The sequence below is a fragment of the Rhizobium ruizarguesonis genome (assembly GCF_012349115.1).
Taxonomy (GTDB): Bacteria; Pseudomonadota; Alphaproteobacteria; order Rhizobiales; family Rhizobiaceae; genus Rhizobium; species Rhizobium ruizarguesonis.
Genome location: NZ_PQIG01000093.1, coordinates 46,269 through 67,241, shown reverse-complemented (window position 1 = coordinate 67,241; position 20,973 = coordinate 46,269). Strand labels below are relative to the sequence as shown.

At 60.0% G+C, this 20,973-nt stretch carries 22 protein-coding genes and 3 pseudogenes; 20 read left to right on the top strand and 5 right to left on the bottom strand.

Features of this window, described 5'->3' with window-relative positions; genetic code table 11:
• The coding region (gene mobQ, locus C3Y91_RS24195; RefSeq protein ID WP_168575886.1) for a MobQ family relaxase at window positions 1–766 on the bottom strand (766 nt) is incomplete at its 3' end.
• Between the two features lie 278 nt (window positions 767–1,044).
• Between mobQ and C3Y91_RS24190 the strand changes: the two genes are divergently transcribed.
• The 3 genes and pseudogenes from C3Y91_RS24190 (at window position 1,045) to C3Y91_RS24185 (ending at window position 1,924) form a co-directional block, all read left to right on the top strand.
• On the top strand, window positions 1,045–1,383 hold the full coding sequence (locus C3Y91_RS24190; RefSeq protein WP_130663629.1) for a mobilization protein: 339 nt from the start codon (window positions 1,045–1,047) through the stop codon (window positions 1,381–1,383).
• Window positions 1,384–1,479: 96 nt separating this feature from the next.
• Window positions 1,480–1,573, top strand: a pseudogene (locus C3Y91_RS38095) (type IV secretory system conjugative DNA transfer family protein); the annotation flags it as partial.
• Window positions 1,574–1,678: 105 nt separating this feature from the next.
• Entirely contained in the window at window positions 1,679–1,924 is a 246-nt protein-coding gene (locus tag C3Y91_RS24185; RefSeq protein WP_012755368.1) for a WGR domain-containing protein, read from the top strand.
• 63 nt (window positions 1,925–1,987) lie between these two features.
• Here C3Y91_RS24185 and C3Y91_RS24180 read toward each other — a convergent pair whose 3' ends face one another.
• Window positions 1,988–2,908, bottom strand: coding sequence for an ArdC family protein (locus C3Y91_RS24180; protein ID WP_168575885.1), 921 nt, complete (start codon window positions 2,906–2,908; stop codon window positions 1,988–1,990).
• A gap of 484 nt (window positions 2,909–3,392) precedes the next feature.
• On the opposite strand from C3Y91_RS24180, the pseudogene C3Y91_RS38090 reads away from it, so the two are divergent.
• The 4 genes and pseudogenes from C3Y91_RS38090 to C3Y91_RS24160 all read left to right on the top strand — a co-directional run.
• Window positions 3,393–3,482: pseudogene (locus C3Y91_RS38090) on the top strand (VOC family protein); the annotation flags it as partial.
• A 309-nt stretch (window positions 3,483–3,791) separates the two neighbouring features.
• Entirely contained in the window at window positions 3,792–4,418 is a 627-nt protein-coding gene (locus tag C3Y91_RS24170; protein ID WP_024319944.1) for a hypothetical protein, read from the top strand.
• Between the two features lie 119 nt (window positions 4,419–4,537).
• Window positions 4,538–5,308 carry an SDR family NAD(P)-dependent oxidoreductase gene (locus C3Y91_RS24165; protein ID WP_024319943.1) on the top strand — a complete coding sequence of 257 codons (771 nt, stop codon included), beginning with the start codon at window positions 4,538–4,540 and terminating at the stop codon, window positions 5,306–5,308.
• Window positions 5,309–5,477: 169 nt separating this feature from the next.
• Window positions 5,478–5,783: a hypothetical protein gene (locus C3Y91_RS24160; protein WP_018069935.1), complete on the top strand. Its 306-nt coding sequence runs from the start codon at window positions 5,478–5,480 to the stop codon at window positions 5,781–5,783.
• Window positions 5,784–5,858: 75 nt separating this feature from the next.
• Here C3Y91_RS24160 and C3Y91_RS24155 read toward each other — a convergent pair whose 3' ends face one another.
• Window positions 5,859–6,755: a GGDEF domain-containing protein gene (locus C3Y91_RS24155; RefSeq protein WP_168575891.1), complete on the bottom strand. Its 897-nt coding sequence runs from the start codon at window positions 6,753–6,755 to the stop codon at window positions 5,859–5,861.
• Window positions 6,756–6,958: 203 nt separating this feature from the next.
• Here C3Y91_RS24155 and C3Y91_RS24150 point away from each other — a divergent pair, with 203 nt between their 5' ends.
• Window positions 6,959–7,393: a hypothetical protein gene (locus tag C3Y91_RS24150; RefSeq protein WP_024319942.1), complete on the top strand. Its 435-nt coding sequence runs from the start codon at window positions 6,959–6,961 to the stop codon at window positions 7,391–7,393.
• A 476-nt stretch (window positions 7,394–7,869) separates the two neighbouring features.
• Here the strand turns inward: C3Y91_RS24150 and C3Y91_RS24145 are convergent, their stop codons facing one another.
• Entirely contained in the window at window positions 7,870–8,769 is a 900-nt protein-coding gene (locus C3Y91_RS24145) for a LysR family transcriptional regulator (protein ID WP_130663444.1), read from the bottom strand.
• A gap of 119 nt (window positions 8,770–8,888) precedes the next feature.
• On the opposite strand from C3Y91_RS24145, the gene C3Y91_RS24140 reads away from it, so the two are divergent.
• From C3Y91_RS24140 to C3Y91_RS24095, 10 genes and pseudogenes are all read left to right on the top strand, one after another.
• Window positions 8,889–9,821, top strand: coding sequence for a VOC family protein (locus tag C3Y91_RS24140; protein WP_027689898.1), 933 nt, complete (start codon window positions 8,889–8,891; stop codon window positions 9,819–9,821).
• A gap of 95 nt (window positions 9,822–9,916) precedes the next feature.
• A complete protein-coding gene (locus C3Y91_RS24135) occupies window positions 9,917–10,606 on the top strand; it encodes a hydrolase (protein WP_024319941.1) in 690 nt (229 codons plus the stop codon).
• A 67-nt stretch (window positions 10,607–10,673) separates the two neighbouring features.
• Window positions 10,674–10,964 (top strand): XapX domain-containing protein, encoded by a 291-nt coding sequence (locus C3Y91_RS24130; protein WP_024319940.1) that lies wholly within the window; start codon window positions 10,674–10,676, stop codon window positions 10,962–10,964.
• Window positions 10,964–12,946: an amidohydrolase gene (locus tag C3Y91_RS24125; RefSeq protein WP_168575884.1), complete on the top strand. Its 1,983-nt coding sequence runs from the start codon at window positions 10,964–10,966 to the stop codon at window positions 12,944–12,946. The genes C3Y91_RS24130 and C3Y91_RS24125 overlap by 1 nt, the downstream gene beginning before the upstream one ends.
• Before the next feature lie 103 nt (window positions 12,947–13,049).
• Window positions 13,050–13,676 (top strand): hydrolase, encoded by a 627-nt coding sequence (locus C3Y91_RS24120; protein WP_024319938.1) that lies wholly within the window; start codon window positions 13,050–13,052, stop codon window positions 13,674–13,676.
• A gap of 26 nt (window positions 13,677–13,702) precedes the next feature.
• Complete coding sequence (locus C3Y91_RS24115; RefSeq protein WP_027689901.1) at window positions 13,703–14,134, top strand: DoxX family protein; 432 nt, start codon at window positions 13,703–13,705, stop codon at window positions 14,132–14,134.
• Between the two features lie 342 nt (window positions 14,135–14,476).
• Entirely contained in the window at window positions 14,477–15,385 is a 909-nt protein-coding gene (locus C3Y91_RS24110) for a glyoxalase (RefSeq protein ID WP_168575883.1), read from the top strand.
• 55 nt (window positions 15,386–15,440) lie between these two features.
• Window positions 15,441–15,542: pseudogene (locus C3Y91_RS38735) on the top strand (alginate export family protein); the annotation flags it as partial.
• 176 nt (window positions 15,543–15,718) lie between these two features.
• Entirely contained in the window at window positions 15,719–16,405 is a 687-nt protein-coding gene (locus C3Y91_RS24100) for a YoaK family protein (RefSeq protein WP_168575882.1), read from the top strand.
• Between the two features lie 62 nt (window positions 16,406–16,467).
• Window positions 16,468–17,304 (top strand): alpha/beta fold hydrolase, encoded by an 837-nt coding sequence (locus C3Y91_RS24095; protein WP_024319934.1) that lies wholly within the window; start codon window positions 16,468–16,470, stop codon window positions 17,302–17,304.
• A 149-nt stretch (window positions 17,305–17,453) separates the two neighbouring features.
• Here C3Y91_RS24095 and C3Y91_RS24090 read toward each other — a convergent pair whose 3' ends face one another.
• Entirely contained in the window at window positions 17,454–18,347 is an 894-nt protein-coding gene (locus C3Y91_RS24090) for a helix-turn-helix domain-containing protein (protein ID WP_168575890.1), read from the bottom strand.
• 286 nt (window positions 18,348–18,633) lie between these two features.
• Here C3Y91_RS24090 and C3Y91_RS24085 point away from each other — a divergent pair, with 286 nt between their 5' ends.
• Both C3Y91_RS24085 and C3Y91_RS24080 read left to right on the top strand, forming a co-directional pair.
• Entirely contained in the window at window positions 18,634–19,467 is an 834-nt protein-coding gene (locus tag C3Y91_RS24085) for a helix-turn-helix domain-containing protein (protein ID WP_168575889.1), read from the top strand.
• 276 nt (window positions 19,468–19,743) lie between these two features.
• Complete coding sequence (locus tag C3Y91_RS24080) at window positions 19,744–20,535, top strand: SDR family NAD(P)-dependent oxidoreductase (RefSeq protein ID WP_024319931.1); 792 nt, start codon at window positions 19,744–19,746, stop codon at window positions 20,533–20,535.
• Window positions 20,536–20,973 lie beyond the last annotated feature (438 nt).

Here is a 20,973-nt window from a genome sequence, read left to right as displayed (position 1 = left end):
CCGGGCGCCTCCGGATGGTCTCGGCATTTCGGTCGGCCGATTGCGGTGAGATGCGCGCGCGCGAGACTGCCCCACCGTGTCGTTCGATCTGGGTCGCATGCACACCGACATGTTCGGTCGGCTCGATCGTGATCCCGGCTTCCAGATGTGATCGGTTGTCGATGCGGATATCGTGACCGGCCCTCTCAAGGTGCGTATTGGCAAGATGCTCCCAGGCCTGGCGCAGGTCCTTCAGCTGCAGTTGCGATGGCGGCAGGTGATTGGCGAGAAGCCATCTGTTCTCCCGCTCAAGCAGCGTCTTGTCGCCAAGACCGGTTTCCCTCACCTCACGCGTCGTCATCATCAGATGCGCATGGCTGTTGCGGATATCGCTTGCCTCACCTGGCCGATGGATCGCAAAGTCGACGGCAGCGCCATAGCGGTTGGCGAGATCGGCGGCAAAGGCACGTGTCAGCGCCAGGCGCTGTTCCGACGTCAATTCGTGCGGCAGCGCGATTTCGAATTCCCGGGCAATCCGGGCGTCACTGCGCTTCTCGGCACGCTCGGCGGCATTCCACAAGGCCGATCGCTTCATCGCCCAATAGGCAGAAGACCCAGCCGGCAAGACGATCTCGGCATGCTCGACACCTGTTCTGTTGCTAAAATCATGCGTCAGCCCATCGCGCTCGTTGGTGAGGCGCTCGGCGGCGCGATAGGCGGCGGACGCAACAGCACTGCGCCCGCCGCTGCGGGCGATCGGCTTCATGCTGAAGTGATAAATCGCCATCGCTTGTCCTTGGTCAGCGGGCCGCGGCCCGCACTGGAGTTGCGCCAGCAACTCGTAAGTGCGCCCTTGTGCCTTCGCCGCTTCGCGCCTTCGGGCACTGGTGGGAGCACGCAGCAATCTCCCGATGACCTCGTAAGCCGTTCACCCGGTTGCTTCCACGCGCAGATTTGCGGGTTTCGAAGTGCCGCTCGTCGAGACAACTTCGAACCAGGCACGCCGGCAGCGGAGACCCTCCGTTCATTGCCGCGGCCATTGGCTCAATGGGAACAAGGGAGAAGATCATCGTGGCACGTAAATCTATTGGGGAAAGGCTCGCCCAGCTCGAAGCCCAGCGCAAGACATTGCAGATCCGGCTCAGCAAGCAGGAGCGCGCCATCGACACGCGCCGCAAGGTGCTGATCGGCGCACTGGTGCTGCATCGGCTCGAGCATGACCGCGATGTGCAGTTTGCAGGCGGGATTGCCGAGTGGCTGAGACGGGAACTGCCAAAATTCCTGATCCGCGACGCCGACAAGCAATTGTTCATCGACTTGCTGGCAACACAGCCGCCAGGCGGATTTATCGTTCACCACGAGGTCGACCGAGGATCTGGTTTGGTCTCGTCAAAGGCGCCCTGATCAACATGATGCGCAGGGCGCCTGCGATCCGGCCTGGGCAATCGTCGCCCTCGTCACGTTTCCGGTTCGGTACGCAAAGTCATTCGTCATGGGTGCGGCAACGGTGTCGGCACCATTCACCCGAACCTTCTGACCGCCGATCGCTCGATCATCTGCATTTGACCCGAAAGGCGAGAATGCGAAGATCGCAGTGAGATGAGCCAGGCGGTTCACATCACCCCGATGAATCGATCGGGCCTGACCGATTCACAAATGTCGTTGGACGCCGCCGCCTGGTCCTTGCGATCCTGCCGGCATGACAGTTCAGCCCTATCGTCTCTACATCGAACGCATCGATCCATCGAAGAACATGGCCCGCTTTTATGCGCTGTCGATCGAGCCGAACCTCTTCGGCGAGACCTCGCTGGTGCGCAGCTGGGGACGCATCGGCAGTCGCGGGCAGCAGAAGATCCATGTCTTCGATAGCGAGGCAAAAGCCGTCGATCTGCTGCTCAGCCTTTTGCGCAGGAAGCGGTCGCGAGGCTACCTTCCGCTGCAGTGATCGGCATCCGCGTCTCTCATGCCTGAGTAAAGGAAGAGACGGTTGAGTGAAGGAAGAGACGGCTTACGCCGCCTCCTCCTCGTTGCGCTCCGGCTGCAAGGAATGCAGGTAGTCGACGGCGCGCTGCGCATGGGCTGCCGCCGAGAAGATGGCGCGCTTGTCGTTACCCAAAACCTTGAGCCAGCCATCGAGATAGCTTGCATGATCGGGGAGCGGTTCGAGCTCTGGGACGATGCCAAGATCGGCGCAGAGAAACGCGCTGCCGAGTTCGGCAATCAGCTCTTCGCGGGCGCGGTCGCTGCGGTCTTTTGCGTAGCGGCTGAGATCGCGATCCAGCCGTCGCGGTGCAGAAGTCCAATGCGTCATCTCGTGGCTGAGGATCGCGACGTAAGCGGCATCGTCCCGGAAGGCATCCAGGCATGGCATCTGGATGTAATCACGCTGAGCGGCATAATAGGCAGCCGTACCTCCGTGCCGGATCAGTGCGCCGGTATTGGCAAAGAAGCGGCCGGCATCGCCGATCCGCCTCATCGGATCCTCGCCAGGTGCGACGTCGTCAAAGCGGCCGTTAAGACCGGCGATCTGATCGGTGTTGAACACCGTGTAGGTCTTGAGGAATGGAATATCCTGTTCGATCTCGGTGCCCGTCTCGGTCGTCTCGGTGCGGCTGAACGAACTGGCAAAGACCACGGTCGTGCCGGTTTCGCCCTTGCGCACGGCGCCGCCGAGCTCGATTGCCTGGCGAAACGTCATCCAGCGTGATGCGGCAAAGCCGCGGGCGATGGCTTCCGACCACAGCAGCAGGACGTTGATGCCGGAATAGGGTTGGCCATTGTGGCGCAGTGGCCGGCTGACCTCACTTGCCGCATGTCCCGTCGTCCAGGGTTTGGTCCATGGCCGCACGCCGCCTTCGAGATCGGCGATGATCGTGTTGGTGATGCGGCTATAGATATCGGATCGTTGATTGGATTGCTGCCTGCTCATGTTGGAACCTCCGTTTCGAGGTCGCGGCCATCGCGACCTGCTACGGCGGTCCGAAAGCCGGGCGGCAAGCGGCGCCTGCACCCGCAGGGCCGAAACGCAGTGGAGGACGGCAAAGCCGTTGCCGGCGGCGCGAGCCTGGCAGGACCCAAAGCCGGGGCAGGACGCGATGGCCGCAATCGCAGGGGAGGTAGGTTTGGATGGGGGCAGACGTGGCTGATCCGCGAGGCGGCGTCACGCCGCTCGCATCGCCGATGAACCGCAGAGAAGATGGCTTACCTGCCCGGCCGCGCCAGACGACGCCGCTTATCGACCAGATTATCGATGGCGCAAGCCCCGCTGGTTCAATCGGCCGAGCTAGTATCGACGACATGGCGAGATGCGCGGAGTCGATGTCCGATCAGACGGTGGCGGGGCGTTCCTCGTTCTCGCGGATCAGATCAGGACGTTGCGGATTCCCAATCGCGAAGATGCCTGAACCAGAGCTATATTTTTGATGCGCGCACCGGATGGCCACAGCCGGCTCGAACTCTCCCGCTTCCTCAAGCCGACCGTCATCGCAAGTCACCAAATCGCGAAGAGCATCCGTCGCCCGAAGCCTTGAAAGGAACGTAGTGGTCCACTATATCACGGTCATCGGCGTTGCTGGTGAGCGCTCCAAGGGAGTGTTCGCGACTGCCGAAATTGCTCGGCTACTTTTGACCACGGATGTACTGGCACTGGTGTGAAGAGCGATGTTTGAAAGGTCGGTGCGATTTCGCCCCGGCCTTTTTTATTGCCATGACTTCGGATGAAGCGTTCGGCGCCACGCAGTCTTCATCCCCCGACGCTTGTCCCGACTCGTTCCTGTTGAAGAGGCAGGATCGCCTGCCCATCTAACTCAATGATGCCGAAGGAAGAAAAGAACGATGTCGAGCTGCTGAAGACGTGGGCGCTGCCAACAGCGGCTACGCTGGGATCGACAGTCCGCGCTAAAGGCATACTCCTCGAAATTCGCACGCGGCTTCCATCGGCGACGAAGAAGTCGCTCGACATCGATGCAGGTGAACTTGCTTTGGCGATGCCGGCCGGTTCGAAAGCCGAATTCCATGCCGCGTCGGCCGTTGTCGCCGAGGCGCTGGAGAACATCCAAACCCTCCCGGTGATCCCGCGCGAAATCCAGGACATACTTTCGATCACGACGACCGAGCGTCATCGCTGGCTCAAGGACGGCCGCCTGCCAAGTGCAGGGACGCGCACAGTGAAACTGCGCGGTCGCGCGCGAAAGATTACCTTCCACGTCTTCGACCCGCGCATGGTCGAACACCTGCTCGATCGGGGCGTTGTCGAAGACTGGCGTGAAGAGGATGCTGCAGCGGCTGCGGAGAATCGGCGACGGGCCGCCTACAAGGCGAAGCTAACGCGGTCGCTGAAGAGTGGCGGCAGCAAGATTGCATCATCGTCAGGCCCCAACGATGCCTCCGTCGACCTCTCCGGGTGGGAAGAGTTTCGCCGCGATGGGCTGCTCCGGTAAGAGCGTCCCACGTTGGGGATCGGCCATTGATCAAGGGGACGCTCCTCAGCTTGGGCAGAACATCTGGCATCCGCACGCCGACGCTGCCATAAATGAGCTTCATCGAGGGAGGTATCATGATGCAGAAGAATGCGCCGGACTTCAGCCTTGAGGGCAAGGTGACTTTGGTGACGGGAGCGAGCCGTGGCATCGGTCGAGCTTGCGCACTTGCCTGTGCCAGAGCAGGCTCCGATATTGTTTTGGGGGTCCGCAATGTCGCGGCGTCGGCAGGTCTGGTTGCCGAACTCGAGGGCACGGGACGAAAAGTTCTGCCTGTCGAACTGGACATTCCCAATAAGGCCCATATCGCACAAGCCGTCGACGCAGCGCTTACTAAATTCGGTCGGATCGACGTCCTCGTCAACAACGTCGGCGTGGCTCCGGGCAATCTCGCGGAACTCGTCGAGGAGAAGGACCTTGACGAGATACTCGATGTCAACATCAAGGGCACCTTTCTGATGACGCAGGCAGTCGGGCGGCACATGATCAAGCGCAATGGGGGCCGGATCATCAACATCAGCTCGCAGGCCGGCACCGTGGCACTGCGCGGCGAGGCAATCTATTGCATGAGCAAGGCGGCAATTAATCACCTCACGCGCTGCCTTGCGGCCGAATGGGCACGCTATAATGTCACTGTAAACACCGTATCGCCGACGTTCATCCACACCGATGGTACAGCACCGTTTCTATCCGATGCCGACAATCGTAAAGCGACGCTCGGTCACATTCCACTCGGCCGGATCGGTGAAACCGATGATGTGGTGGGTGCCGTAGTCTTCCTTGCATCGCCGGCCGCGAGCCTGATCACTGGCGCGAACCTGCTGGTGGACGGTGGATGGTCCGTCGCGTAAGACCGAGGCGCGCCTGCCGCGCAAGTCCCATCCAGACGAGAACGACGATTTCCCCGGATAAGGATTGCCTCACGTCCTTCCTCTCTTTTGTGGTTCTGCGAAGTTTGAGTTGACCGCTTCCGATGGCGAGGCGACACTCGCAACCTGCAGCGAGGCAGGAGGAAAAACGATGGACGACACAGACCGGTGGCGCGACATGGCAAGTGCACCGAGAGACGGTAGCCGGATCCTCGTCACGATACGCCCATCCGAACAGGGGCCAGCAGAAGTCGACCTAGCATATTGGTCGAATGGCGATCAGTTTGGTGCAGAAAGCTGGCGTGCCTCTGATTCCTCGCCCGGGCACATCATCGAATATGCCGAGCCAGAATTGAAGTGTTGGATGCCCATGCCCTCAGCCAACCTCAATCGCGCCTCGATGCCCTCCCCTTGGGAAGGCGACGATGACCAGGAGCTGTACGGGTCAGGGATTTAAGAATTTGGCCCAATAACATTGGTTCCTGCCACAGCGAACAGGTCCAGATTTCCGTCCGCCACGACTGTTGCGCGACTAGGCTGCGCGCACCCTGTCCCGGCCGCTTAACTTGGCAGCATAGAGTGCTTGATCGGCGCGTCGATAAAGGTCCGAGGCGCTGTCTGACGGGGCACAAGCGGCGATGCCGGCAGAACAGGTGTAGCTGAAGTCGGGTGATTCAGGCAGGGGCCGGGAGAAGCGGATCACCGTCAGCATGCACTCGACCATGGCAATGGCGTCTTCCGGCCCAGTTGACGGCATCACCAGAACGAACTCTTCTCCGCCGACCCGCCCAAAACAATCGTTGCGGCGAACATTCTGATGAATGCGATGCGCAAAATCGCGCAGGACGACATCTCCGGCCTGATGACCGAGCCGATCGTTGATGTGTTTGAAATTGTCGATGTCGAACACGACAAGGCAGCCATTGCTTCCATGCTGGGCGGCCGCCAGCATGTCGTCGACCCGTGCCATCACAAAGCGGCGGTTGGCGACACCCGTGAGCTCGTCGGTGTAAGACGCCTTGATTGCCTGATCGCGATCTTGCCGGACGATCCTGCCACGCGCTCGCAAACTGGTGATCTCGCTCGCAATGCACAACATCCAACCGTTTGTCTGGACCGCCTCGGTCATCCAAAACCATCGGCCATCGTGCAGGTCCGTCTCGAAAGCACGATAGCCAATCTTGCCACGGCGCGACTGTGTCGACCGCAGCCATTCGTCGAAATTGCTCGTTTGAATAACCGTGCCTCGCCGCAGCTCGAAATTGCGCCGCATGAGATCCGGCCAGAGGGGAGACTCATCCGGTTCGATGAAATAGACCGAACGAAAGGCGCTGTTGGCGTATTGCAGCCGGTCATGACTATCGTAGACCGCAATCAGCGTTTGGGTGCGTGCCGAAAGGTTCAGAAGATGTTCGAATATCTCGTCCATACCGAACCCTGTCTGGTTGCCTTGGTATGACATGGCGCAGAAACCCTATGGGAAAAGAGCTCGTCAGCAAGCAAAGGCGCCTCCAGTGATTACGGAAACGTCAACGAGATGCCGTTTCCAATCGTGATTGGACATCGGCTGCGACCTGAGAGACGCTGTTTTTGGGAGCGGACCATCTATTTTTCCGGAGATAGGAGGCCGAAATGGAACAGTACGCACTCGACCAGTTGAAAACCATCGCCAACGTCAGCACGACCTGCAAGCGCCTTGAAATGACGCGGCGCGAACGGCTTGAACGGTGGGCCGAATGTCTTGAGCGCAGCCCCAGACCGCATCTCAAGACGCTTCACGAAACCGAATATCGGCCGATTGCAGATCGGCTTGCTCTTAGGGATGACGGCACACCGATCTCTGTTGCATTCGCTGATCCCATGCTGCGGGCGGCAGGAATGGAAAGCGATAGCTACGGAGAAGCCATACGGTTCTTCGACCTCAGCGACGAGGAATTGCATGGTCTTGTCTGCTTCTGCCATTTTGGTGAACGCGTCAGCGCGGCAACAGTCGCTCGCCGTTTGCGAAAGATGGCAGGTTGCAAACCAGACGGGTTTTTCGCTCAGCTTCGTGCGTTCTTTGGCTGATTGAAGCTCAGGTCACCATCTGAGGTGGTGGTCGGGGATGCGTCGATCCCCGTCACGGGCTGTACGCGCGACGACCGAGGCCGACCGGTCGGGTCGTTGCTCCTGCCCTTTCGCCTATCGCAGACATTTTGAGGGGGCAGATTTCTGAAGCCGTTGGTTCCTGCTGGTCAACTGCCGGGTCCAGGCTTTCCGCGCTGGCCGACCACCCCCTAGGGACTTGGCGCGGTGGACGACCAAACGGACGACCCGCGGGCGCCGCACTACAGGTCACGCGCTGGCCGAGCGACAAGTGGTGGCTTACTTCGTTCGCGGGATCGACGTCCTCCCAGTTCCAGAATACCTGCAGAACCAACGGCAGATAGCGTTTTCCGCGATAATAGGAAAATGTGTTTGCTGTCGAAAAGTTGGCACCCGTGGTGCTGTCATATCCTTTTCGGAAATTCTTAAAGAGCAGCGGCACCACACTCCTTCGACGTTCATTCGATCGCCGATATAAACGCCGGAATCTGTTGTTCGAAGAACTTCGAGAATGAGGCGATGCGCGGCGGAAGTGCCTGGTACGGGGGGTAGTACAGGGTCAGCCACAAGTCCGGCGGCGACCAGTCTTTGAGGACGTGGACCAGCCGTCCGGTGCGCAGATACTCGGCCACATGGAACTTGGGCAGCATGGCGACTCCGCTTCCATCGGCAGCCATGCTTGCCAGGACCTCCCCGCTATTGGCGCTGAATGCGCGGCCCGCAGAAATCGTGGTACTGCCGCTGCCGTCCGACAGGGTCCAGGCCTCCCGCTTGCTCTCGCCGCTATAGGCAAGGCAATCGTCGGGAATGAGTTCATTCGGATGCTCCATGTCGCAAAACCGGCTGCCGGGCGCTGCGACGAGGATCCGGCGAACGACGCTGATCTTGCGCCAGATCGTGAACTTGTCCGACGGTGCCGCGGAAATGCGGATCGCCAGATCATAGTCATCGTCGATAATATTCACGAGCCCATCCGCGAGCGATATCTCGAAGCTGATCTTCGGATAGCGTTCCTTGAATGCAGACAGGATTGGCGGCAGAGCCTGCTGGCCGAACCAGGTCGGCGCGCTGATCCGCAGACGGCCGTGATCCGCCTTGTGGGTATTCATCACATCCTTGCGCGCGTTGTCGAGCGCCTGCACCGCCGGCTGGATCTGGGCAGCGAAGATCGCGCCGTCGGTTGTCAGCGACACCTGGCGCGTCGTCCGTACGAAGAGCTGCACGCCAAGGTCTTCTTCCAGCGCCGCGATCGCCCGCGTGACGGCTGCCGGGGTCATGTCGAGCTCGCGCGCGACCTGCGCGAAGTTCCGCTTCTCGGCGGCCAGCAGAAAGGTTCGAAGCAGCTTGTAGTCGTTCATCGATTATTTCATCCATGGCAATTCACTGACAATTATTATTGCAATTCCGGCCACTGATCAACGGGCGTAGCTTTTCAATCAGACCAGACAAACCAACGCAGCCACGGAAGGACACCATCGTGATCAAGGATATCAAGGGACTGCATCACATCACGTCGATGGCATCGGATGCCCGCCAGAACAACGCGTTCTTCACGGATGCGCTTGGCCTGCGCCGCGTGAAGAAGACCGTGAATTTCGACGACCCCAACGTCTACCACCTCTACTACGGTGATGAGGCCGGCACCCCCGGCTCCGTCATGACCTACTTCCCGTTTCCCGACGTGATGCGCGGCCGCCCAGGCGTCGGCGAAGTCAGCGAAACACAATTCGCGGTGCCTAAGGGCTCGCTCTCCTTCTGGCAGGATCGCCTGTCGGCAAAGGGAGCCGGCAACCTGCATACCGACACTGCCTTCGGTGCTGAGCGCCTCCTGTTCAAAGGGCCGGACGGCGAAGGGTTTGCGCTTGTCGAAGCGGAAACCGATGGCCGCAAGGCCTGGAATGGCGCCGGCATCGACGAAAGCGTCGGCATCCGCGGCTTCACCGGTGCCAAGTTCCGCCTGCATGACGCCGCTGCCACGTCCGAACTGCTCGGTTTCATGGGCTACCAACGTACTGAGACGGATGGTGACGTCACCCGCTTCATCATCCCCGGCGGCAATGGCGCGGACACGATCGACCTCGAGGTCCTTCCGAAAACGCCTTTCGCAAGGCAGGGCGCAGGTTCGGTGCATCACATCGCTTTCGCCGTCGAGAACCGCGCAAAGCAGCTCGAAGTCCGCAAGGCGCTGATGGATACGGGCTACCAGGTAACACCTGTCATCGACCGTGACTACTTCTGGGCCATCTACTTCCGGACACCCGGCGGCGTCCTGTTCGAAATCGCCACGAACGAGCCCGGTTTCGACCGCGACGAAGATACGGCACATCTCGGCGAGGTTTTGAAGCTGCCGGCACGCTACGAGCCCTATCGTGACCAGATCGAAGCCGGGCTGACACCGCTCGCCGCCTGACGTCGCTTTCCAACAATAAGGCGGCATAACTTTCAAGACGTGCCGCCTTCCCTGCCTCATTACCTACCTTCAACCTAGTCAAAGGAAGACACGAGATGTCCAGCAAGCTTCAGGTCCTCACCCCGCAGAACAGTCAGATCATCTTCATCGACCAGCAGCCGCAGATGGCCTTCGGTGTTCAGTCGATCGACCGCCAGGTCTTGAAGAACAACGTCGTCGGTCTTGCCAAGGCGGCGAGGATCTTCAACATCCCGACCACCATCACCACCGTCGAGACCGACAGCTTTTCGGGCAACACTTTCCCGGAACTGCTCGCTGTCGTCCCGGACAACGATATCCTTGAGCGCACGTCGATGAATTCCTGGGACGACCAGAACGTCCGCGACGCGCTTGCCAAGCACGCTGCCGATGGCCGCAAGAAGATTGTCGTCGCCGGCCTCTGGACGGAGGTATGCAACACGACCTTCGCGCTCTCCTGCATGAACGATACCGACTACGAAATCTACATGGTTGCGGATGCTTCCGGCGGCACGTCCGTCGATGCGCACAAATATGCGATGGACCGCATGGTGCAGGCCGGCGTCGTTCCTGTCACCTGGCAGCAGGTCCTGCTCGAATGGCAGCGCGACTGGGCCCGCAAGGAAACCTACGACGCGGTCACGTCGCTGGTGAAGGAGCATTCCGGCGCTTACGGCATGGGCATCGATTATGCTGTTACGCATGTCCACGGCGGCGCCGAACGCGTCGAGCACGGCAAGCGGATCGGCCCGAATCCTGCCAAGTAAACCGTCAATCACTCCGGCCGGCTGCGTCCTGCCGGAGTGATTTTCCTTCACCACGCGAGGTTCCCCCATGAAACTCTATCTTCTTTCACTCGCTGCCGGCCTGCTGGTGGGCGTGATCTACAGCCTGCTCAATGTCCGCTCGCCTGCCCCGCCTGTCGTCGCGCTCATCGGGCTGCTCGGCATTCTTGTCGGCGAGCAGCTTGTGCCACTGGCAAAGAGCATTTGGGCTCGCGAGCCAGCCGCCGTCTCCTGGCTTCATCAGATCAAGCCACACATGTTCGGTCACCTCCCGAAGGGCGGGAAAAACGTGGTGGCGGTGAACCCACCCCATGAAGCTTCAACATCGGGGAAAAGCTGATGACGACGCGCCGCACATTCCTGGGGGCAGCATCGAGCCTCGCCTTTTCAAACTTGTTTTCACCGGCCAATGCCGCCGATCCCAACAAGACCGGAGCCGCTTCCATGCACGCAGACATCGTTCTTCACAATGGATTGATCACGACGCTTGATCGCGCAAATCCGAACGCCACCGCAGTGGCCATCAAGGACGGCCTATTCACCGACGTGGGTACCGACCGCGACGTCATGGCACTCGCCGGACCGGATACAAAGATCATTGATCTCAAGGGCAAACGTGTACTGCCTGGTCTGATCGACAACCATACTCACGTTGTGCGGGGCGGTCTCAACTTCAACATGGAGCTCCGCTGGGACGGCGTCCGGTCGCTCGCCGATGCGATGGACATGCTCAAGCGGCAGGTGGCCATCACACCCGCCCCGCAATGGGTGCGCGTCGTCGGTGGCTTCACCGAGCACCAGTTCGCCGAAAAGCGCCTGCCGACGATCGAGGAGATCAATGCCGTCGCGCCCGACACGCCAGTCTTCCTGCTGCATCTCTACGACCGGGCCTTGCTGAACGGTGCTGCCCTTCGTGCCGTCGGCTATACCAAGGATACGCCGAACCCGCCCGGCGGCGAGATCACGCACGACGCCAACGGCAATCCGACGGGCCTGCTGCTGGCGAAGCCGAATGCGGGTATCCTCTATTCGACGCTTGCCAAGGGTCCGAAACTTCCTTTCGACTATCAGGTCAATTCGACCCGTCACTTCATGCGCGAGCTCAATCGGCTCGGCATCACCGGAGTCATCGATGCCGGCGGCGGATTTCAGAATTACCCGGACGACTATGCTGTGATCCAAAAATTATCGGACGAACATCAGCTGACCGTCCGGCTTGCCTACAATCTCTTCACCCAGAAGCCGAAGGGCGAGAAGGAAGACTTCCTCAACTGGACGCAGTCTGTGAAGTACAAACAGGGCAACGATTATTTCCGTCACAACGGCGCCGGCGAGATGCTGGTGTTTTCCGCCGCCGACTTCGAGGATTTTCGCCAGCCCCGCCCGGACATGCCGCCGGAAATGGAAGGCGAACTGGAAGACGTCGTTCGGGTGCTGGCCGAAAACCGCTGGCCGTGGCGTCTTCACGCCACCTATGACGAAACGATCAGCCGCTCTCTCGACGTTTTCGAGAAGGTCAACAAGGATATCCCGCTCGAGGGCCTGAACTGGTTCTTCGATCATGCCGAGACGATTTCCGATCGGTCGATCGATCGCATCGCAGCACTCGGCGGCGGCATCGCCACGCAGCATCGCATGGCCTATCAGGGCGAATATTTCGTCGAGCGCTATGGCCATGGTGTCGCCGAAGCCACCCCGCCGATCCGGCGCATGCTCGACAAGGGTGTCAACGTCTCGGCCGGCACGGATGCGACCCGCGTTGCCTCCTATAATCCCTGGGTCTCGCTGTCATGGATGGTTACCGGCAAGACTGTCGGCGGCATGCAGCTCTACCCGCGTGCCAATTGTCTCGACCGTGAGACGGCGCTGCGGATGTGGACCGAAAAGGTCACGTGGTTCTCCAACGAGGAGGGCAAGAAGGGACGCATCGAAAAGGGCCAGTTTGCCGATTTGATTGTCCCGGACAAGGACTTCTTCGCCTGCGCCGAGGACGAGATCTCGTTCCTGACGTCGGAACTCACCATGGTGGGCGGCAAGATCGTCTACGCTGCCGACAATTTTGCCACTCTGGATCAGAGCGATATTCCGCCCGCCATGCCGGACTGGTCACCGGTTCGCAAGTTCGGCGGTTATGCCGCCTGGGGCGAGCCCGACGGTGCAGGCAGACACTCGCTGCGCCGTACGGCGATCGCCTCCTGCGGCTGCGCCAGCGATTGCAGTGTCCATGGCCACGATCATGCCGGTGCGTGGACATCGAAGCTGCCTATCGCCGACCTGAAGGGCTTCTTTGGCGCCCTTGGCTGCTCCTGCTGGGCCGTCTGAGAACGCGGTCTATCAATACGAACTCCCTCTTCGGCACAACCTGTAGAGGGGCTTCCCGACGAACGATGAGGCCAGTTGAAAATGGCCGCAGCCCGGAGAAACCATGTCCGCTATTCCACTCCTTGAACCGGCTCAGCCAGCCGTGCTGATGATCGATCAGCAAGCCGGTCTCGCCTTTGGCGTCGGGTCGACGGATCGTCAGGTCCTTCTCAGCAACATGGTCGCGCTGGCAAAGACAGCGAAAGCATTCAAGCTCCCGGTGATCGCTTCGACGTCGGCCTCGAAGGTCTATAGCGGGCCCATGATGCCGGCAATTCAAAGCGTCATGCCCGAGGTGGCATCCATCGAGCGCCGCAACATGAACCTGTGGGAAGACGATGCAGCAAAGGCAGCGGTCGCACGCACTGGCCGCAAGACACTGCTTGTTTCGGGTCTTCTGACCGAAGCCTGCGTCTCGTTCCCCGTGCTTTCGGCACTCGCCGAAGGTTATGCGGTCTCCGTCATCGCCGACGCATGCGGTGGCGTGACATCCGATAGCCATAACCTTGCGTTGCGCAGAATGGAGGCAGCGGGTGCGACGATGACGTCCTGGCTGCAGGTCCTGCTCGAGCTTCAGCGCGATTGGACGAGAAAAGAAACCTACATTGACGCGCGAGCGATCGTCGAAGCGCATGCCGGCGGTTACGGCATTGGTCTTTCCTACGCCCGCGACATGATCCACCCGCTCTGATCACAGGTCTTTTGAGGATACTCATAATGACGTCCATACATACTCAAGATACCGGCAGCTCCGCCGGCAAGGCTTTCGGCGCCGACTTCCTGGCATTGCTCGCGCTCTGCTCCGCCTACATTCAGGGTCCGCTGACGAAGGTTTTCGACTTTCAGGGGGCCGTCGCCGAGATGAACCATTTCGGGCTGGCTCCGGCGCCACTCTTTGCAGTCGGGGTACCGATCTTTGAACTCGCCATGTCTGCCCTCATCCTTTCGGGGCGCTTGCGCTGGCTGGGGGCTCTTGCATTGGCGATATTCACCTTGATGGCGACATACCTTGCCCTGCGGTTCTGGGAGATCCCCGCCGGACCCGAGCATTCGGCCGCCATGAACGGCTTCTTCGAGCACATCGGTCTTAGCGGTGCCTTCGTCTTCGTCGCGCTTGTCGACCTGCGCAAACGCGCGAGCGGAAAATAGAGCGCGTCGTCCGGCGCCTGGGATCATGACATCAAATCCCGACATTTCGGAGCCGTCCTTGCGGCCAACAAAGCCGGTCGGGCTGAGATCTAGAAATCAGCGCTGGCGAGATCCACAGGACCGTCATGCGACAGACCGAGCGTGAACCCGACCTCCAGGAAATGGCGGCCCAAAATCGCCGGCACCAGCCATGTATCCGACCAAACTTCCGTGTCCCAATTATTGCAAAACCGGCAATTCAATCGGCAGTATTATTGCAATTGTTCACCTCTGACGCCTGAGCCACTATCCCTTCATAGACAGATGCCTGCCGGTCCCGACGTAACCATGAGGATTGTATCCATGACCTTTCCATCCGCTGGATTGAAATTCGCCGTCGCCATTGCCGTCGCTATGATCATGGCCTCTTCTGCTACAGCCGCCGGGGCTGCCGGCAATAACATGGCGGTTGGCGCGCAATACGACACCACTCATGTCTATGTTCCGGTGACCGACGTCGATGCCTTTTCGGCGAGTTTCGTCGCCACATTCGGCGGTGCATCGACCAAGCAGATCGTCGCCACGGTGACGCCGACACCGAGCAGCACGACCTCGCAACTGATCCAAACGCCCGCAGGCACGGTCTCGCTCTTCGGCTTCAAGACGCCGATCCCCTATCCCTTCGGCAGGGAACGGACAGGATATCTCGTGACGGACATGGACCGGGCGATCCGCGATGCTCGAAATGCCGGAGCCTCAGTCATCGTCGATGCCTTCGCTGATCCGATCGGGCGCGACGCCGTCATCCAATGGCCAGGCGGCGTCAACATGCAGCTCTACTGGCACACCAAGGCGCCGGACTATCCGAAGTTCGATACGGTCCCTGAAAACAGGATATATGTCTCAAAGGATTCCGTCGGCGCCTTCATTCATGATTTTCTGACCTTCTCAAAGGGCAAGATCGTCTCCGACGACAGAAGGGCGCCCGGCGTCGAGATCGGTCGCCCGAGCGACACCTACCGGCGCGTCCGTATCACGTCCGACTTCGGCAACATGTCGGTCCTCGTGACCGATGGCCACCTTCCTTACCCTTATGGCTATGAGACCACCGGTTATGCGGTGAAGGATCTCAATGCAACCGTCGCAAAGGCCACCGCTTCCGGCGCGACAGTGCTGGTTCAGCCCTACAAGTCGGAGAAGCGTCAGGCAGCCATCGTTCAGTTCCCCGGCGGATACATCGCCGAGATCCACGCACCACTTGTCTCAGAGTGACCACCGCTTGGAGAGCCTGCCATGATGACGCAGAACATCTCACACCCCTCGCCGCAAGGCGTCTTGCGGACGCCAGGACTTTGCCTTCGACTTGCAGCGCTTCGTTTCATCGCGCGACGGACCGAATGTCAGGCAGTCCTTCACCGTCTGGGCCGATTGCGCCTGTTGAGGCGCGCGGACTACGCCTTCAATGCAAACATGACGGGGGGCGCCCTAGCGGCCGTTCACTACCACGTTGGCGAAACGAATCCGCCGGGCCGGCGGCCACAATAGCAACGATCTCGGCGCCGAGCTGAAATTCTCCTGGTAACGCGACGGCAAGGAAAAGCACACATGAAAAAAATCTCTCTCGCAACAGTTTTGAGCTTCGATGCCGGATACGTCGACACAGCAGGCTTTCTGGCGCTTCAGGGACTGTTTACGGCGCATGTGACAGGAAATTTCGTGACATTCGGCGCAGCCGTTGTGCTCGGCACGTCCGGGATCATCGCCAAGCTTCTCGCTCTCCCGGTCTTCTGCGCCGTTATTCTCGTAACCAGACTGGCGAGCTTCTGGCTCGCCGGGCGCAAATACCCGGTTTTGAGCACGATGATGAGGGTGAAGCTCCTGTTGCTGATCGTAGCGGCAACCCTTGCGGTTTCCTATGGTCCTTTCCCGAAGGGGGACGGATGGCCGGCAATTTTGACCGGCATGGTGCTCGTGGCCGCGATGGCGATCCAGAATGCCGCACACAAGATCCATCTCGCGAAGGCACCACCGACGACGATGATGACCGGCAACACCACTCAGATCATGATCGATCTGGCTGATGTCATTCGCGGCGAAAGCCTGGAAGCGAAAAATGCCGCCAAGAAGCGGATGATCAAGATGCTGACCAGTGTCTGCGCATTCGCCATCGGCTGCGGTGCAGCCGCCACGGCCTTCATTTGGCTTGGCATCTGGTGCCTCGCGATCCCGCCGCTGCTCGGTCTCCTGGCCCTGATGGCCGAGGTCGAGACACCGGAAGGCGACGCAAAATAACTGCTCAACCGCGATCTGCGGTTAACATTTTCACCCCCCACTTCAATCAAGGAGACAAGAGAATGGGCTACATCACCACCAAGGACGGCGTCGAGATCTTTTATAAGGATTGGGGGCGCAAGGATGCCCAGCCGATCGTCTTCCACCATGGCTGGCCGCTCTCGTCGGACGATTGGGACGCACAGATGCTGTTCTTCCTGTCGAAGGGTTATCGCGTGGTCGCCCACGACCGTCGTGGTCACGGCCGCTCGGCACAGGTTTCCGACGGACACGACATGGACCACTATGCCGCCGACGCCTTCGCTGTCGTCGAAGCGCTCGATCTGAAGAATGCCGTTCATATCGGCCATTCGACCGGCGGGGGAGAAGTCGCCCGCTACGTCGCAAAATACGGCCAGCCGGCCGGGCGCGTTGCCAAGGCCGTTCTGGTTTCCGCCGTTCCGCCGTTGATGCTGAAGACCGAGACAAATCCGGGCGGCTTGCCGATGGAAGTCTTCGACGGCATCCGCAAGGGCGTCGCCGATAACCGCGCGCAGCTGTTCATCGACTTCCCCACCGGTCCGTTCTATGGCTTCAACCGCTCCGACGCGAAGGTCTATCCAGGCGTCATCCAGAATTGGTGGCGACAGGGAATGATGGGCAGCGCCAAGGCCCATTACGATGGGATCAAGGCCTTCTCCGAGACCGACCAGACCCAAGACCTGAAGGCGATCACCGTTCCGACCCTCGTCATGCACGGCGACGACGATCAGGTCGTGCCGATCGACAATGCCGGCCGGTTGTCCGCAACGCTGGTGCAGAATGGCACTTTGAAAGTCTACAAGGGCTATCCGCACGGCATGCTGACCACCCATGCCGATGTCCTGAACGCCGATCTCCTGGCGTTCGTCGAAGCCTGATTGGTCCGTCCGGGTGGGGCTTTAGTGCCGCATCCGGACCGCGCACAACGCGTCTGAAGCTGTTTTCACCAAGACGTTCTCGGCGCCTTTCCTTGAAACCGAGATCAGGGGAAAGATCGCGGTGCAGCGCGGCTCCAGCTTCAACTCTCCTAGTGCCGATTGCGTGAGCGCCACTCCGCCGGAGCCACTCCCACAGTCTTCGAGAAGGCGTCGATGAACGTGTCCTCATCAGCAAAACCGCACGTCGCAGCCACCTGCGCGATAGGATCACCGGTTCTGCTCAGCTGTGCTTGGGCCCTGGTCATCCGGTACGCCGACATCCATTCGGCGACAGACTGCCCGGTTGTATTCAAGAAGCCTGAACGCAGCTCATCCACTGAAAAACCGGTGGCCTCGGCAATCTGATCGACGGTCATGTTGGCCGACAGGTTTGCGGCCATGTACGTCTTTATGCGCTTTTCCTGCATGGGAGACAGCCGACCGCTGGCCGACAGTCGCTGTGCGGGTGAGCGTCCGTAACGATGCGCGAGATGGGCGTTTAACGCCAGCCCTATATGGGGAAGCAGCTGATCCCTGACTTCGTCCGGCATGTCGAACATCGGCATCAGTGCTCCACCAATATTGCGGATCACCTGATCGTCAATTCCTCGGCAGGTCGCAAGGTCATCGACGCGCGGTTCGCCTGCCTCCTCGGCGAGTTCGGCAAAGTGCGAGCTCGGGATATGAAAGGCAAGTGCTTCGAAATGACCGCCAATCGAGATTGCGGCGCCGTGCCTCAGACTGATGAGACAGACAGAACCTTTGGGATAGGTCTTCAAGGGTGCGACGGTCTGGTCCGGACGGATGTCGCGATGATCGACATCGACGAGATAGAGCATGAGCAGGAAGGCATCATCGGCCGGGAGGAAGACCGGATGCTCCGCATCTCCATAAACGTGGTCAAGATGAACGACAGAGAGCTTCGCCTCGCGAAGAGGCCTGATGACCAAGGCCCTCGCTGCACCGATGCCAAAACATGTTGCAATCCTGTCGCTGACCGCCAACGCTTCACTCAAATGTGTCTCGATCCTCCGGGCTGGGAACGGTATAGCCCGACCGTTGCGATGCCACGATTTGAGAGTTCCTATACATCTTCAAAGCATCTATCTTGCACAAAAGCATCCTCGTCGACGAGATTCGGCGAATTTCCAGAAGGCTGGGCTGAAGGGCTGAGCCGCGAGATTGGTCTTCCAAAAACGAAAGCTGGGCGTCTTGGTTCCTATGTCCGACAGTCACGTGAAATCACTCGGCGCAACGGCAACCGACACCTTCGGATGTCCTCTAAAACAGTTGTCGATCAACCAGGCACTGGCAGGTTTTGATATTGCGGTCTTTCGCAAGGGAACGAGCGTCGTGCGGCTTGATCAGGTCATGACATCGGCTAGCGACCGAGGGTTCGTTGTCGGTGTCTCTTCGATCGGCGGTCACACGCGGCGCATCCATCACCAACATCATGTGACGACCCACGACTTTGCGGAGAACTCGATCTACATTCGCGATCTGTCCGAGGCCTACAAAGCAGATCTCAGCGGTTCTTTCGATTTTCTCCTGTTCGAAATCTCGCCTGCGGCTCTCACCAGGATTGCCGATGGTGCGGAACTTTCGGGCATCACCTCGCTTGCAGCCGAAACCGCCTCGAAAGACATCGTGCTTGCCAACCTCGCTCGGGCGCTGATCCCGGCGCTCGAAAAACCGGAGGAGGCAAGCGCGCTGTTCATCGACCAGATGACCACAGCCATCGGGACTTACCTGGTTCAACGCTATGGCGGCCGATCCGTTGCAACCCCCAACAGATCACGAAGCCTGTCGCGGTCGCACGAGCATCTGGCGAAAGGTCTGCTTCTCGAAAACCTTGAAGGCGACATCTCGATCGAGCAAGTGGCGCAGGCCTGCAATCTGTCTCGCGGCTACTTCATTCGCGCCTTTCGCGAGACGACGGGCATGACGCCTTATCAATGGCTTCTCAGCCAACGAATAGACCGCGCCCGTGCACTGCTGCGCACCTCAAATGCTCCGCTCGCCGAAGTCGCCATCGCCTGCGGCTTCGCCGATCAAAGTCATTTCACAAGGGTTTTCGCAAGTGTCGTTGGCGCAACGCCTGGCAATTGGCGGCGTAACGTGTAGTCCATTTGAAACCGACCCGTCGGCCCGGGGATTACAGCTATCCGGCCAGAGCAGAAGGCAGAACAATCCAGCTTGCGCCCTGTTCGGTCCGCTAAGTCACAAACAAAATCCTTGCTTAGATCCCCACTTGGTCGGCGTCTTGGTGCTTGCAGGCCGATTCAAGGGCCGCGGGCACCCGCCGGGGTGTGACGATGCAAACCGCCTCGGATATTTGCCTGTTGCGAGACCGGTCGCCAATCCATAGGTTCCGTGATCGAGCCTCAACAGGAGCAGCAGATGCAGATCGACCTCACAGGCAAGACCGCTCTAGTTACCGGATCCACCGAAGGCATTGGCTACGCGATCGTCCGCCAGCTCGCGAGGGCGGGCGCGAACGTGGTGGTCAACGGCCGGTCCGAAGAAAAGACCGCGAAGGCGGCCGATCGCCTGAAAGGCGAAGGTGCCAAGGGAAGCGTAGCCGCCGTGGCAGCCGATCTCGCAACCGCTGAAGGATGTGACGCTCTCGTCGCCAAAGTTCCTCATGTAGACATCCTCATCAACAACGCGGGCATCTTTCAGCCCCTCGACTTCTTCGAGGCGGACGACGAAGTGTGGGACCGCCACTGGCAGGTGAACGTCATGTCCGCCGTCAGGCTGTCGCGCGCATATCTTCCCGGCATGCAGAAACTCGACTGGGGCCGCGTTATCTTCATCGCGTCGGAATCCGGCTTCAACATTCCGGTCGAGATGATCCACTACGGCGTCAGCAAGACGGCAGACATCGCGGTTGCCCGCGGCCTTGCCAAGCGCATGGCTGGCACGGGCGTCACGGTGAACTCCGTCCTCCCCGGCCCCACGCTGTCCGAAGGTGTCGAGGCGATGCTCGCCGATGAGCGGGCGAAGACGGGAAAGCCGATCGAGGAGGTCGCGGCGGACTTCGTCAAGAAGCACCGCAGCGGTTCGATCATCCAACGAGCTGCGAGCGTCGAGGAAGTCGCCAATCTCGTCACCTATCTGGCCTCACCTTTGGCATCCGCAACGACCGGCGCTTCGATGCGTGTGGACGGAGGACTGATCGACACGCTCTGACGTGACCCCTCGCCCTGCTCGTCTTCATCCCGCGCCGCCATTCTGTCGTCTCTTCCACGACGGCGGCGACCGGGTCCCGGATGGGCGTCGATGATCAACCCTCGATAATTTCGGCCGCCCTCCGGGCGTAAAGATGCCTCGCCGAGCTACTACCCCGTCAGGGAGACGCTTGAAGAGGCTGTGTCACTGCTTACCGCCAGTTGATCAGGCGCTTGCCAACGTAGACGATTTGGCGGAAAGTCCTCGACGTGGCCCTTGTGGTCTAAGCAGCCTGCCATGATCGGAGAACGCCGTGCCTCTCAGAAACATTTTGGCCGCAGCAGCAATCATGTTCCTGACACTATCAGGATGCGCAACCAGTGGATCGTACAACACAACCTACGCACAACCGCAGGGGATTGGCCCAGTTCGCGGCACTATGGGCGGTTACTAGCCCAT